The following is a 14,001-nucleotide window of genomic DNA, read 5'->3' as shown; positions in this document are numbered from 1 at the left end:
AGTCTCGTTTCCCGCTCCAAATTCTTCTCCCAATAAAATATCCACAGCGACGCGATGCGTTATTGCTGGTTTTTGTTGCCTCTGACAAACTCTTGTAAACAGAGTTATCCACAGGTGCGGGCTGTAATCTTAATTTCAGAAAAACTTCGCACGGTGAATAGTAATTTTTTAACTTGTTGATATATAAGTTGAAAATTAAGATTGTATTTTGTCGTATCGATCACTTGACGATGATATTCGTCTTGAATTGCAATGCGTTTTTATTTTTATTCACAAGCTGTGGATGAATCAGGCGTCACGTGGTAGTCCCTTTTCAATTACACGAACCAGACGCTGTTTTTTTGGTAATTGCACTTCGACCACGCACGCATTTCGTCTCTCGATTTGCTGCGCAATCGCCCACGCTATATGCTCATCAAGAAGTGGGTGCTCACCTTTACGACTTTCCAGCGCCGTCAGAATCGCTTCATCCCAGGGCGCATTGCCTAATGCTACGGCGATATTACGCAGCCAACGCAGGTGACCTATACGGCGAATCGCCGATCCTTCCGTGACTTTTAAGAATTTCTCTTCGCTCCATGCAAAAAGCTCAATGAGTTCCGGTGCGTGTAGTGGTTTGCGCGGGCTGAAATCGTCTTCAGTTGTCAGTTGTGAATAGCGATTCCACGGACAAATAAGCTGACAGTCATCACAGCCGTAAATACGGTTTCCCATTAACGGTCGCAACTCTTCCGGGATAGCCCCTTCCAGCTCAATCGTCAGATAAGAAATACAACGGCGAGCATCGACGGTATATGGCTCGACGATGGCGCCGGTCGGGCAAATTGTCATACAGGCCACGCATTTACCGCATCCTTCCTCGACCGGTTGATCCACGGGCAGAGGAATATCGACCAGCAATTCACCTAAAAAGAAGAACGAACCGGCCTCGCGATTGAGGATAAGTGAGTGCTTACCTGTCCAGCCAAGTCCAGCTTTTTCAGCTAACGGGCGCTCGAGAATAGGCGCAGAATCGACAAACGGTCTAAAATTCAGCGAAACACAATGTTGCTGAATCATCTCGCCCAGCTTTTTGAGTCGGTTGCGCAGAAGCTTGTGATAGTCACGGCCCAGCGCATAACGGCTAACATAGCCGAGTTTGGGATTTTTCAGCGTGCTGGCAAATGCGGCGTTGGCAGGAAGATAATTCATCCGCACGCTGATCACGCGCAGCGTACCGGGCAATAATTCGTGAGGGCGAGCGCGCAGCATACCGTGACGCGCCATCCAGTCCATTTCGCCGTGGTACTGTTTGTCCAGCCATGCTTGCAGTTTGGGCTCGGACGCGCTGAGATCGGTATCGGTAATACCTACCTGCTGAAAGCCCAGTTCCAGCCCCCACTGTTTAATTTTTTGCGCTAACTGATTGAGATCGAGGGGCTCTGACATGACGGACCATACAATGAAGAAAAACCCCGTAAGTATACCACACACCGTCTGGCACGCCGACGATATCCGCCGCGGAGAACGTGAGGCGGCAGATGCGCTGGGGCTCACTCTCTATGAGCTGATGCTTCGCGCTGGCGAAGCCGCATTCCAGGTGTGTCGTTCGGCTTATCCTGACGCCCGCCACTGGCTGGTGCTGTGCGGTCATGGTAATAACGGCGGCGATGGCTACGTGGTCGCGCGGCTGGCCAAAGCGATCGGTATTGATGTCACGCTGCTGGCCCAGGAAAGTGACAAACCGTTGCCGGAAGAGGCCGCGCTGGCACGCGAGGCATGGTTAAACGCGGGAGGCGAAATCCATGCTTCGAATATTGTCTGGCCCGAATCGGTGGATCTGATTGTTGATGCGCTGCTCGGCACCGGATTGCAGCAAGCGCCTCGTGAATCTATTAGCCAATTAATCGACCATGCTAATACCCATCCCGCGCCGATTGTGGCGGTTGATATTCCTTCCGGCCTGTTGGCGGAAACCGGCGCCACGCCAGGCGCGGTGATCAACGCCGATCACACCATCACCTTTATTGCGCTGAAACCTGGCTTGCTCACCGGGAAAGCGCGGGATGTTACCGGACAACTGCATTTTGATTCGCTGGGGCTGGATAGCTGGCTGGCAGGTCAGGAGACGAAAATTCAGCGGTTTTCTGCTGAACAACTTTCTCACTGGCTGAAACCGCGTCGCCCGACTTCGCATAAAGGCGATCACGGGCGGCTGGTGATTATTGGTGGCGATCACGGCACGGCGGGGGCGATTCGTATGACGGGGGAAGCGGCGCTGCGTGCTGGTGCTGGTTTGGTCAGAGTGCTGACCCGCAGTGAAAACATTGCGCCGCTGCTGACTGCACGACCGGAATTGATGGTGCATGAACTGACTATGGACTCTCTTACCGAAAGCCTGGAATGGGCCGATGTGGTGGTGATTGGTCCCGGTCTGGGCCAGCAAGAGTGGGGGAAAAAAGCCCTGCAAAAAGTTGAGAATTTTCGCAAACCGATGTTGTGGGATGCCGATGCATTGAACCTGCTGGCAATCAATCCCGATAAGCGTCACAATCGCGTGATCACGCCGCATCCTGGCGAGGCCGCGCGGTTGTTGGGCTGTTCCGTAGCAGAAATTGAAAGTGACCGCTTACATTGCGCCCAACGTCTGGTACAACGTTATGGCGGCGTAGCGGTGCTGAAAGGTGCCGGAACCGTGGTCGCCGCCCATCCTGACGCTTTAGGCATTATTGATGTCGGAAATGCAGGCATGGCGAGCGGCGGCATGGGTGATGTGCTCTCTGGTATTATTGGCGCATTGCTTGGGCAAAAACTGTCGCCGTATGATGCAGCCTGTGCAGGCTGTGTCGCACACGGCGCGGCAGCTGACGTACTGGCGGCGCGTTTTGGTACGCGCGGGATGCTGGCAACCGATCTCTTTTCCACGCTACAGCGTATTGTTAACCCGGAAGTGACTGATAAAAACCATGATGAATCGAGTAATTCCGCTCCCTGATGAGCAGGCAACATTAGACCTGGGCGAGCGGGTAGCGAAAGCCTGCGATGGCGCAACCGTAATCTATCTGTATGGCGATTTAGGCGCAGGTAAAACCACCTTTAGCCGGGGCTTTTTACAGGCTCTGGGTCATCAGGGTAATGTCAAAAGCCCCACTTATACGCTGGTCGAACCCTATACGCTCGACAACATAATGGTTTATCACTTTGATTTGTACCGCCTTGCCGATCCCGAGGAGCTGGAGTTTATGGGGATCCGCGATTATTTTGCCAACGATGCCATCTGCCTGGTGGAGTGGCCACAACAAGGTACAGGTGTTCTTCCTGACCCGGATGTCGAAATACACATTGATTATCAGGCACAAGGCCGTGAGGCGCGCGTGAGTGCGGTTTCCTCTGCGGGTGAATTGTTGCTGGCGCGTTTAGCCGGTTAACCTTTGAAAGGTGGCGGGATGATGTATCGCATCAGAAATTGGTTGGTTGCGACGTTGGTGCTGCTGTGCGCGCAGGCTGGCGCCGCGACGCTCTCTGATATTCAGGTTTCTAACGGCAACCAACAGGCGCGGATAACGTTGAGTTTTATTGGCGAGCCTGACTATGCGTTTAGCCATCAAGGTAAACGCACCGTGGCACTCGATATCAAACAATCGGGCGTGATTCAGGGGCTGCCGTTGTTGTTCAGCGGCAATAATCTGGTGAAGGCGATTCGCTCTGGAACGCCTAAAGATGCACAAACGCTACGGCTGGTGGTCGATCTTACCGAAAATGGTAAAACCGAAGCGGTGAAGCGGCAGAATGGCAGCAATTACACTGTCGTCTTTACGATTAACGCAGATGTGCCACCACCGCCGCCCGTGGTTGCGAAACGCGTTGAAACGCCTGCGGTTGTCGCACCGCGCGTTAGCGAACCGGCGCGCAATCCGTTTAAAACAGAAAGCAACCGTACCACGGGTGTTATCAGCAGCAATACGGTAACGCGTCCGGCAGCGCGCGCGACGGCTAACACTGGCGATAAAATTGTCATCGCTATTGATGCTGGACACGGCGGTCAGGACCCTGGCGCTATCGGCCCTGGTGGTACACGGGAGAAAAATGTCACCATCGCCATTGCGCGTAAATTACGTACCTTGCTCAATAACGATCCGATGTTTAAGGGCGTTTTAACCCGTGACGGGGATTACTTTATCTCGGTGATGGGGCGCAGTGATGTGGCACGTAAGCAAAACGCCAATTTCCTTGTGTCGATTCATGCCGATGCCGCACCAAACCGTAGTGCCACCGGTGCCTCCGTATGGGTGCTCTCAAACCGTCGCGCTAACAGCGAAATGGCAAGCTGGCTGGAACAGCATGAGAAGCAGTCGGAGCTGCTGGGCGGGGCGGGCGATGTGCTGGCGAACAGTCAGGCCGACCCGTACCTAAGCCAGGCGGTGCTGGATTTACAATTCGGTCATTCCCAGCGGGTAGGGTATGATGTGGCGACCAATATGATCAGTCAGTTGCAACGCATTGGCGAAATTCATAAACGCCGACCAGAACACGCCAGTCTCGGCGTTCTGCGTTCGCCGGATATCCCGTCAGTACTGGTCGAAACTGGTTTTATCAGCAATAACAGCGAAGAACGTTTGCTGGCGAGCGACGATTACCAACAACAACTGGCAGAAGCCATTTACAACGGCCTGCGCAATTACTTCCTTGCGCATCCAATGCAGTCTGCGCCGCAGGGTGCAACGGCACAAACTGCCAGTACGGTGACGACGCCAGATCGCACGCTGCCAAACTAAGGATTATTGATGCCAATTCAGGTCTTACCGCCACAACTGGCGAACCAGATTGCCGCAGGTGAGGTGGTCGAGCGACCTGCGTCGGTAGTCAAAGAACTGGTGGAAAACAGCCTCGATGCGGGCGCGACGCGTATCGATATTGATATCGAACGCGGTGGGGCGAAACTTATCCGCATTCGTGATAACGGCTGCGGTATCAAAAAAGATGAGCTGGCGCTGGCGCTGGCTCGTCATGCCACCAGTAAAATCGCCTCTCTGGACGATCTCGAAGCCATTATCAGCCTGGGCTTTCGCGGTGAGGCGCTGGCGAGTATCAGTTCGGTTTCCCGTCTGACACTCACTTCGCGTACCGCGGAGCAGCAGGAGGCCTGGCAGGCTTATGCCGAAGGGCGCGATATGGACGTGACGGTTAAACCGGCGGCGCATCCGGTGGGTACGACGCTGGAAGTGCTGGACCTGTTCTACAATACGCCGGCGCGGCGCAAATTCCTGCGCACCGAGAAAACCGAATTTAACCATATCGATGAAATCATCCGCCGCATTGCGCTGGCGCGTTTCGACGTCACTATCAACCTGTCGCATAACGGCAAAATCGTACGCCAGTACCGCGCAGTGCCGGAAGGCGGGCAAAAAGAACGCCGTTTAGGGGCGATTTGCGGCACCGCTTTTCTCGAACATGCGCTGGCGATCGAATGGCAACACGGCGATCTCACGCTGCGCGGCTGGGTGGCTGATCCGAATCACATCACGCCCGCACTGGCGGAAATTCAGTATTGCTACGTAAATGGGCGCATGATGCGCGATCGCCTGATTAATCACGCGATCCGCCAGGCCTGCGAAGACAAACTGGGCGCCGATCAGCAACCGGCGTTTGTGCTATATCTGGAGATCGACCCGCATCAGGTGGACGTCAACGTCCATCCGGCAAAGCACGAAGTGCGCTTTCATCAGTCGCGTCTGGTGCATGACTTTATCTATCAGGGCGTGCTGAGCGTGCTGCAACAGCAGCTGGAAACGCCCTTGCCGTTGGAAGATAACGCCCAGTCAGCACCGCGCCATATACCCGAAAACCGCGTGGCAGCAGGGCGTAATCACTTTGCTGAACCGGCAGTTCGTGAGCCAGTGGCTCCGCGTTACTCTCCGTCTTCATCTCCTGCGCCTGCAACAAGTAGCGGTAGCCGTCAGGCTGCCCCGTGGCCGAACGCGCAACCGGGCTACCAGAAACAGCAAGGCGAAGTGTATCGCCAGCTGTTGCAAACGCCTGCACCGATGCACAAACCAAAAGTGCAAGAATCGCAGGAACTTACGCTGGCTGCGAATGGTCAAAGCTTTGGTCGGGTGCTGACTATCGTCCATTTGGACTGTGCGCTGCTGGAACGTGACGGCAATATTTCACTTTTAGCCCTGCCGGTGGCGGAACGCTGGTTACGTCAGGCGCAGTTAACGCCGGGAGATGCGCCGGTCTGCGCTCAGCCGCTGCTTATTCCGCTGCGGCTAAAAGTCTCTGGTGAAGAAAGATCGGCCTTAGAAAAAGCGCAGTCTGCACTGGCGGAATTGGGTATTGAATTTCAGTCCGATGCGCAGCATGTGACCATCAGGGCCGTGCCTTTACCCTTACGCCAACAAAATTTACAAATCTTGATTCCTGAACTGATAGGCTACCTGGCGAAGCAGTCCGTATTCGAACCTGGCAATATTGCGCAGTGGATTGCACGAAATCTGATGAGCGAACATGCGCAGTGGTCAATGGCACAGGCCATTACCCTGCTGGCGGACGTGGAACGGTTATGTCCGCAGCTTGTGAAAACGCCGCCGGGTGGTCTGTTACAATCTGTTGATTTACATCCGGCGATAAAAGCCCTGAAAGATGAGTGATATCAGTAAGGCGAGCCTGCCTAAGGCGATTTTTTTGATGGGGCCGACGGCCTCCGGTAAAACGGCGTTAGCTATTGAGCTGCGTAAAATTTTACCAGTAGAGTTGATAAGCGTTGATTCTGCCCTTATTTACAAAGGGATGGATATCGGGACGGCGAAGCCGAACGCTGAAGAATTACTCGCTGCGCCGCACCGATTGCTGGATATTCGCGATCCGTCGCAGGCTTATTCGGCCGCTGATTTTCGCCGCGATGCGCTGGCGGAGATGGCCGATATCACGGCGGCGGGGCGGATCCCACTGTTAGTGGGCGGTACGATGTTGTATTTCAAGGCATTGCTGGAAGGGTTGTCGCCGCTACCGTCGGCGGATCCGGAAGTACGGGCCAGAATTGAGCAACAGGCGGCAGAGCAAGGTTGGGAGTCATTGCATCGTCAACTTCAGGAGATCGATCCGGTTGCGGCAGCAAGGATTCATCCAAATGATCCACAAAGGCTTTCCCGAGCACTGGAAGTTTTTTTCATTTCGGGTAAAACTTTAACGGAACTGACGCAAACGTCAGGAGACGCTCTACCGTATCAGGTGCATCAGTTCGCCATCGCCCCGGCGAGCCGTGAACTGCTCCATCAACGAATTGAGCAGCGTTTTCATCAGATGTTGGCTTCAGGTTTTGAAGCAGAAGTCCGGGCGCTTTTTGCCCGAGGAGATTTGCATACGGATTTGCCTTCCATTCGTTGCGTGGGTTATCGCCAGATGTGGTCTTACCTTGAAGGCGAAATTTCATACGATGCAATGGTTTATCGAGGTGTTTGCGCCACGAGACAGTTGGCGAAGCGGCAGATAACCTGGCTGCGTGGTTGGGAAGGGGTTCACTGGCTTGACAGTGAAAAACCAGAACAGGCGCGTGACGAAGTATTACAGGTTGTTGGTGCTATCGCAGGCTGAATGTGTACAATTGAGACGTATCGTGCGCAATTTTTTCAGAATCGAAAGGTTCAAAGTACAAATAAGCATATAAGGAAAAGAGAGAATGGCTAAGGGGCAATCTTTACAAGATCCGTTCCTGAACGCACTGCGTCGGGAACGTGTTCCAGTTTCTATTTATTTGGTGAATGGTATTAAGCTGCAAGGACAAATCGAGTCTTTTGATCAGTTCGTGATCCTGTTGAAAAACACGGTCAGCCAGATGGTTTATAAGCACGCGATTTCTACTGTTGTCCCGTCTCGCCCGGTTTCTCATCACAGTAACAACGCCGGTGGCGGTACCAGCAGTAACTACCATCATGGTAGCAGCGCGCAGAATACTTCCGCGCAACAGGACAGCGAAGAAACCGAATAAGGTTTCGGGCTGTTTTTTTTACACGGGGAGCCAGCGATCCTGCGTTCCCCGCTGATCTATTTAGAGGGTTATACGCTTGTTTGACCGTTATGATGCTGGTGAGCAGGCGGTACTGGTACACATCTATTTTACGCAAGACAAAGATATGGAAGACCTCCAGGAGTTCGAATCTCTGGTTTCTTCCGCCGGTGTCGAAGCATTGCAGGTGATTACCGGTAGCCGTAAAGCGCCGCACCCAAAGTATTTTGTAGGTGAAGGTAAAGCAGTTGAAATTGCGGAAGCCGTAAAAGCGACGGGTGCTTCGGTCGTTCTTTTTGACCATGCCCTGAGCCCGGCGCAGGAGCGTAACCTGGAGCGTTTGTGCGAGTGTCGTGTTATCGACCGCACCGGCCTTATTTTAGATATTTTCGCCCAACGTGCGCGTACCCATGAGGGTAAGTTGCAGGTTGAGCTGGCGCAGCTGCGCCATCTGGCTACGCGCCTGGTGCGTGGCTGGACCCACCTTGAAAGACAGAAAGGCGGGATCGGTTTGCGTGGTCCGGGTGAAACCCAGCTCGAAACCGACCGTCGTTTGTTGCGTAATCGCATCGTACAGATACAGTCGCGCCTGGAAAGAGTTGAAAAGCAGCGTGAGCAGGGGCGGCAATCACGTATCAAAGCCGACGTCCCTACTGTTTCGCTGGTGGGATATACCAACGCCGGTAAATCTACCCTTTTCAATCGCATCACCGAAGCGCGGGTCTACGCGGCAGACCAGTTGTTTGCCACCCTCGACCCGACGTTGCGGCGTATTGACGTCGCGGATGTCGGTGAAACCGTGCTGGCAGATACCGTAGGGTTTATTCGCCACCTGCCGCACGATCTGGTGGCGGCGTTTAAAGCCACGTTGCAAGAGACGCGGCAAGCCACATTGCTGCTGCATGTGATTGATGCGGCGGATGTGCGTGTACAAGAAAACATCGAAGCGGTGAATACGGTTCTTGAAGAGATCGATGCTCACGAGATCCCAACTCTGCTGGTGATGAACAAGATCGATATGCTGGAAGATTTCGAACCGCGTATTGATCGGGATGAAGAGAACAAACCGATCCGTGTCTGGCTTTCCGCACAGACCGGAGCGGGGATACCACAGCTTTTTCAGGCTTTGACGGAGCGGCTTTCCGGCGAGGTGGCGCAGCATACATTGCGTCTGCCACCGCAGGAAGGGCGTCTGAGAAGTCGTTTTTATCAGCTTCAGGCAATAGAAAAAGAGTGGATGGAGGAAGACGGCAGCGTAAGTCTGCAAGTTCGTATGCCGATCGTTGACTGGCGTCGCCTCTGTAAACAAGAACCGACGTTGATCGATTACCTGATCTAACGGCGTAGCGTCTGAAGCGTGGAGTCATATCCTCTGGCGTCGAAAGACAACAGGGATCACCGCATAACAAATATGGAGCACAAACATGGCGTGGAATCAGCCCGGTAATAACGGACAAGACCGCGACCCGTGGGGAAGCAGCAAACCTGGCGGCAACTCTGAGGGAAATGGAAACAAAGGCGGTCGCGATCAAGGGCCACCTGATTTAGATGATATCTTCCGCAAACTGAGCAAAAAGCTCGGTGGTCTGGGCGGCGGTAAAGGCACCGGATCTGGCGGTGGTAGTTCATCGCAAGGCCCGCGCCCGCAGCTTGGCGGTCGTGTCGTTACCATCGCAGCGGCAGCGATTGTCATTATCTGGGCGGCCAGTGGTTTCTACACCATTAAAGAAGCCGAACGCGGCGTGGTAACACGCTTTGGCAAATTCAGCCATCTGGTTGAGCCGGGTCTGAACTGGAAACCGACGTTTATCGACGAAGTCAAACCGGTGAACGTGGAAGCCGTGCGTGAACTGGCCGCTTCTGGTGTGATGCTGACGTCGGACGAGAACGTGGTGCGCGTTGAGATGAACGTGCAGTACCGCGTAACTAATCCGGAAAAATACCTGTATAGCGTGACCAGCCCGGATGACAGCCTGCGTCAGGCTACCGACAGCGCCCTGCGTGGGGTTATCGGTAAATACACTATGGACCGCATTCTGACGGAAGGTCGTACCGTGATTCGTAGCGATACTCAGCGCGAACTGGAAGAGACTATCCGCCCGTATGACATGGGTATCACGCTGCTGGACGTCAACTTCCAGGCTGCTCGTCCGCCGGAAGAAGTAAAAGCGGCGTTTGATGATGCGATTGCCGCGCGTGAAAACGAACAGCAATACATTCGTGAAGCAGAAGCGTATACCAACGAAGTTCAGCCGCGTGCGAACGGTCAGGCGCAACGTATCCTCGAAGAGGCGCGTGCGTACAAGGCCCAGACCATCCTGGAAGCTCAGGGTGAAGTGGCGCGCTTTGCTAAACTTCTGCCGGAATATAAAGCCGCGCCGGAAATTACTCGCGAGCGTCTGTATATCGAGACGATGGAAAAAGTGTTGGGTAACACCCGCAAAGTGCTGGTTAACGATAAAGGTGGCAACCTGATGGTTCTGCCGTTAGACCAGATGCTGAAAGGTGGTAACGCCCCTGCGGCGAAGAGCGATAACGGTGCCAGCAATCTGCTGCGTCTGCCGCCAGCCTCTTCCTCCACAACCAGTGGAGCAAGCAACACGTCGTCCACCAGTCAGGGCGATATTATGGACCAACGCCGCGCCAACGCGCAGCGTAACGACTACCAGCGTCAGGGGGAATAACGATGCGTAAGTCAGTTATCGCGATTATCATCATCGTGCTGGTAGTGCTTTACATGTCTGTCTTTGTCGTCAAAGAAGGTGAGCGCGGTATTACGCTGCGTTTTGGTAAGGTACTGCGTGACGATGACAACAAACCTCTGGTTTATGAGCCGGGTCTGCATTTCAAGATACCGTTCATTGAAACGGTGAAAATGCTCGACGCACGTATTCAGACCATGGACAACCAGGCCGACCGCTTTGTGACCAAAGAGAAGAAAGACCTGATCGTCGACTCTTACATCAAATGGCGCATCAGCGATTTCAGCCGTTACTACCTGGCAACGGGCGGTGGCGACATTTCGCAAGCGGAAGTGCTGTTGAAACGTAAGTTCTCTGACCGTCTGCGTTCTGAAATTGGTCGCCTGGACGTGAAAGACATCGTCACCGATTCCCGTGGTCGTCTGACCCTGGAAGTGCGTGACGCGCTGAACTCTGGTTCTGCGGGTACAGAAGATGAAGTTACTACCCCGGCAGCAGATAACGCCATTGCCGAAGCGGCAGAGCGCGTAACGGCTGAGACGAAGGGCAAAGTTCCGGTCATCAACCCGAACAGTATGGCGGCGCTGGGTATTGAAGTTGTCGATGTGCGTATCAAGCAGATCAACCTGCCGACCGAAGTGTCTGAAGCGATCTACAACCGTATGCGCGCCGAGCGTGAAGCGGTAGCACGTCGTCATCGTTCACAAGGTCAGGAAGAAGCAGAAAAACTGCGTGCGACTGCTGACTATGAAGTCACCAGAACGCTGGCAGAAGCAGAACGTCAGGGCCGTATCATGCGCGGTGAAGGTGATGCCGAAGCTGCCAAGCTGTTTGCAGACGCATTCAGCAAGGATCCAGACTTCTACGCGTTCATTCGTAGCCTGCGTGCTTATGAGAACAGCTTCTCTGGCAATCAGGACGTGATGGTCATGAGCCCGGACAGCGATTTCTTCCGCTACATGAAGACGCCGAGCTCCGCGACGCGTTAATATAACGACCGCGGTACAGGTCAATAAAGCCACCGCATCCTCAGGGATGTCGGTGGTTTTCTTTTTCTATAAGGATAATGAATGAATTCGACAATCTGGCTGGCGCTTGCCCTGGTTTTAGTGTTGGAAGGTTTAGGGCCGATGCTTTACCCGAAGGCATGGAAGAAGATGATCTCCGCAATGACTAATTTACCCGATAATATTTTACGTCGTTTTGGCGGTGGACTTGTGGTTGCGGGCGTTGTGGTCTACTACATGTTGAGGAAAACGATTGGCTGAGCAAAAAATAGGCTGACTAAGGTTATTTTTGGATGCAAAAAGTGCTGTAACTCTGAAAAAGCGATGGTAGAATCCATTTTTAAGCAAACGGTGATTTTGAAAAATGGGTAACAACGTCGTCGTACTGGGCACCCAATGGGGTGACGAAGGTAAAGGTAAGATCGTCGATCTTCTGACTGAACGGGCTAAATATGTTGTACGCTACCAGGGCGGTCACAACGCAGGCCATACTCTCGTAATCAACGGTGAAAAAACCGTTCTCCATCTTATTCCATCAGGTATTCTCCGCGAGAATGTAACCAGCATCATCGGTAACGGTGTTGTGCTGTCTCCGGCCGCGCTGATGAAAGAGATGAAAGAACTGGAAGACCGTGGCATCCCCGTTCGTGAGCGTCTGCTACTGTCCGAAGCATGTCCGCTGATCCTTGATTATCACGTTGCGCTGGATAACGCGCGTGAGAAAGCGCGTGGCGCGAAAGCGATCGGCACCACCGGTCGTGGTATCGGGCCTGCTTATGAAGATAAAGTGGCACGTCGCGGTCTGCGTGTTGGCGACCTTTTCGACAAAGAAACCTTCGCTGAAAAACTGAAAGAAGTGATGGAATATCACAACTTCCAGTTGGTTAACTACTACAAAGCTGAAGCGGTTGATTACCAGAAAGTTCTGGATGATACGATGGCTGTTGCCGACATCCTGACTTCTATGGTGGTTGACGTTTCTGACCTGCTCGACCAGGCGCGTCAGCGTGGCGATTTCGTCATGTTCGAAGGTGCGCAGGGTACGCTGCTGGATATCGACCACGGTACTTATCCGTACGTAACTTCTTCCAACACCACTGCTGGTGGCGTGGCGACCGGTTCCGGCCTGGGCCCGCGTTATGTTGATTACGTTCTGGGTATCCTCAAAGCTTACTCTACTCGTGTAGGTGCAGGTCCGTTCCCGACCGAACTGTTTGATGAAACTGGCGAGTTCCTCTGCAAGCAGGGTAACGAATTCGGCGCAACTACGGGGCGTCGTCGTCGTACCGGCTGGCTGGATACCGTTGCCGTTCGTCGTGCGGTACAGCTGAACTCTCTGTCTGGCTTCTGCCTGACCAAACTGGACGTTCTGGATGGCCTGAAAGAGGTGAAACTCTGCGTGGCTTACCGTATGCCGGATGGTCGCGAAGTGACTACCACTCCGCTGGCAGCTGACGACTGGAAAGGTGTAGAGCCGATTTACGAAACCATGCCGGGCTGGTCTGAATCCACCTTCGGCGTGAAAGAACGTAGCGGCCTGCCGCAGGCGGCGCTGAACTACATCAAGCGTATTGAAGAGCTGACCGGTGTGCCGATCGATATCATCTCTACCGGCCCGGATCGTACTGAAACCATGATTCTGCGCGACCCGTTCGACGCGTAATTCTGTGACGCCCGGCAGATATTTTGCCTGCTGGGCTAACAGTGTGATACATTGCTGTGTCGGGTAAGCCATTACGCTATCCGACACAGTGTTAAATCCTCGCTTTTTTCCTTCCCCAAACTGAAATAAATTAGCGACACAGCTTGTGGCTGGTTTATCATCAATATAAATGTATTTTTTCCCGATTTCCCTTTTTTGAGGTTGATGTGCAGTTAACGAGTTTCACTGATTACGGATTACGTGCGCTGATCTACATGGCATCATTGCCAGAAGGGCGGATGACCAGTATTTCTGAAGTGACTGACGTCTACGGCGTCTCCCGTAATCATATGGTCAAAATAATCAATCAACTTAGTCGTGCCGGCTACGTGACTGCTGTTCGTGGAAAAAATGGCGGCATTCGCCTGGGTAAACCGGCGAGTGCGATACGTATTGGTGATGTGGTGCGCGAGCTGGAACCTTTATCGCTGGTGAATTGCAGTAGTGAGTTTTGCCACATTACACCTGCCTGTCGGTTGAAACAGGCACTTTCTAAGGCCGTGCAAGGTTTTCTTACGGAACTGGATAACTACACGCTTGCCGATTTGGTTGAAGAGAATCAACCGCTTTATAAATTATTGCTGGTGGAGTGACGAAAATCTTCAT

General features: G+C 53.3%; 14 protein-coding genes. 13 read left to right on the top strand and 1 reads right to left on the bottom strand.

Annotation, left to right across the window (positions count from 1 at the left end):
• Window positions 1-252 precede the first annotated feature (252 nt).
• On the top strand, window positions 253-306 hold the full coding sequence (locus D9736_RS06465; RefSeq protein ID WP_100699686.1) for a hypothetical protein: 54 nt from the start codon (window positions 253-255) through the stop codon (window positions 304-306).
• Here the strand turns inward: D9736_RS06465 and queG are convergent.
• Window positions 289-1,428 carry a tRNA epoxyqueuosine(34) reductase QueG gene (queG, locus tag D9736_RS06460; RefSeq protein WP_130257952.1) on the bottom strand — a complete coding sequence of 380 codons (1,140 nt, stop codon included), beginning with the start codon at window positions 1,426-1,428 and terminating at the stop codon, window positions 289-291. The two genes, D9736_RS06465 and queG, sit on opposite strands and share 18 nt — an antisense overlap.
• On the opposite strand from queG, the gene nnr reads away from it, so the two are divergent.
• The 12 genes from nnr to nsrR all read left to right on the top strand — a co-directional run bounded on the left by nnr (window position 1,427) and on the right by nsrR (window position 13,988).
• Window positions 1,427-2,974, top strand: coding sequence for a bifunctional ADP-dependent NAD(P)H-hydrate dehydratase/NAD(P)H-hydrate epimerase (nnr, locus tag D9736_RS06455; RefSeq protein ID WP_130257951.1), 1,548 nt, complete (start codon window positions 1,427-1,429; stop codon window positions 2,972-2,974). The two genes, queG and nnr, sit on opposite strands and share 2 nt — an antisense overlap.
• Window positions 2,946-3,407: a tRNA (adenosine(37)-N6)-threonylcarbamoyltransferase complex ATPase subunit type 1 TsaE gene (tsaE, locus tag D9736_RS06450; RefSeq protein ID WP_069913368.1), complete on the top strand. Its 462-nt coding sequence runs from the start codon at window positions 2,946-2,948 to the stop codon at window positions 3,405-3,407. Before nnr ends, tsaE begins: the two co-directional genes overlap by 29 nt.
• Window positions 3,408-3,425: 18 nt before the next feature.
• On the top strand, window positions 3,426-4,754 hold the full coding sequence (gene amiB, locus D9736_RS06445; RefSeq protein WP_130257950.1) for an N-acetylmuramoyl-L-alanine amidase AmiB: 1,329 nt from the start codon (window positions 3,426-3,428) through the stop codon (window positions 4,752-4,754).
• A gap of 9 nt (window positions 4,755-4,763) precedes the next feature.
• The gene (gene mutL / locus D9736_RS06440; RefSeq protein WP_130257949.1) at window positions 4,764-6,629 is read left to right on the top strand and encodes a DNA mismatch repair endonuclease MutL; all 1,866 of its coding nucleotides are present in this window, start codon (window positions 4,764-4,766) and stop codon (window positions 6,627-6,629) included.
• On the top strand, window positions 6,622-7,572 hold the full coding sequence (gene miaA / locus D9736_RS06435) for a tRNA (adenosine(37)-N6)-dimethylallyltransferase MiaA (RefSeq protein WP_130257948.1): 951 nt from the start codon (window positions 6,622-6,624) through the stop codon (window positions 7,570-7,572). Before mutL ends, miaA begins: the two co-directional genes overlap by 8 nt.
• Before the next feature lie 85 nt (window positions 7,573-7,657).
• Window positions 7,658-7,966, top strand: coding sequence for an RNA chaperone Hfq (hfq, locus tag D9736_RS06430; RefSeq protein ID WP_001051883.1), 309 nt, complete (start codon window positions 7,658-7,660; stop codon window positions 7,964-7,966).
• 76 nt (window positions 7,967-8,042) lie between these two features.
• Window positions 8,043-9,323 carry a ribosome rescue GTPase HflX gene (gene hflX, locus D9736_RS06425; RefSeq protein ID WP_105290100.1) on the top strand — a complete coding sequence of 427 codons (1,281 nt, stop codon included), beginning with the start codon at window positions 8,043-8,045 and terminating at the stop codon, window positions 9,321-9,323.
• A gap of 85 nt (window positions 9,324-9,408) precedes the next feature.
• The gene (gene hflK / locus D9736_RS06420) at window positions 9,409-10,668 is read left to right on the top strand and encodes an FtsH protease activity modulator HflK (protein ID WP_000312488.1); all 1,260 of its coding nucleotides are present in this window, start codon (window positions 9,409-9,411) and stop codon (window positions 10,666-10,668) included.
• A 2-nt stretch (window positions 10,669-10,670) separates the two neighbouring features.
• Window positions 10,671-11,675, top strand: a complete 1,005-nt coding sequence (gene hflC / locus D9736_RS06415) for a protease modulator HflC (protein WP_001232411.1) — start codon at window positions 10,671-10,673, stop codon at window positions 11,673-11,675.
• Between the two features lie 81 nt (window positions 11,676-11,756).
• Window positions 11,757-11,954 carry a DUF2065 domain-containing protein gene (locus D9736_RS06410; RefSeq protein ID WP_001089295.1) on the top strand — a complete coding sequence of 66 codons (198 nt, stop codon included), beginning with the start codon at window positions 11,757-11,759 and terminating at the stop codon, window positions 11,952-11,954.
• Window positions 11,955-12,057: 103 nt separating this feature from the next.
• Entirely contained in the window at window positions 12,058-13,356 is a 1,299-nt protein-coding gene (purA, locus tag D9736_RS06405) for an adenylosuccinate synthase (RefSeq protein ID WP_021557463.1), read from the top strand.
• A 206-nt stretch (window positions 13,357-13,562) separates the two neighbouring features.
• Window positions 13,563-13,988, top strand: a complete 426-nt coding sequence (gene nsrR, locus D9736_RS06400; protein WP_130257947.1) for a nitric oxide-sensing transcriptional repressor NsrR — start codon at window positions 13,563-13,565, stop codon at window positions 13,986-13,988.
• Window positions 13,989-14,001: the final 13 nt, after the last annotated feature.

The organism is Escherichia sp. E10V10, from assembly GCF_004211985.1.
In the GTDB taxonomy this organism is placed as follows: domain Bacteria; phylum Pseudomonadota; class Gammaproteobacteria; order Enterobacterales; family Enterobacteriaceae; genus Escherichia.
The sequence above is the reverse complement of the archived record's forward strand: the minus strand, read 5'-3'. Positions and strand labels throughout refer to the sequence as shown.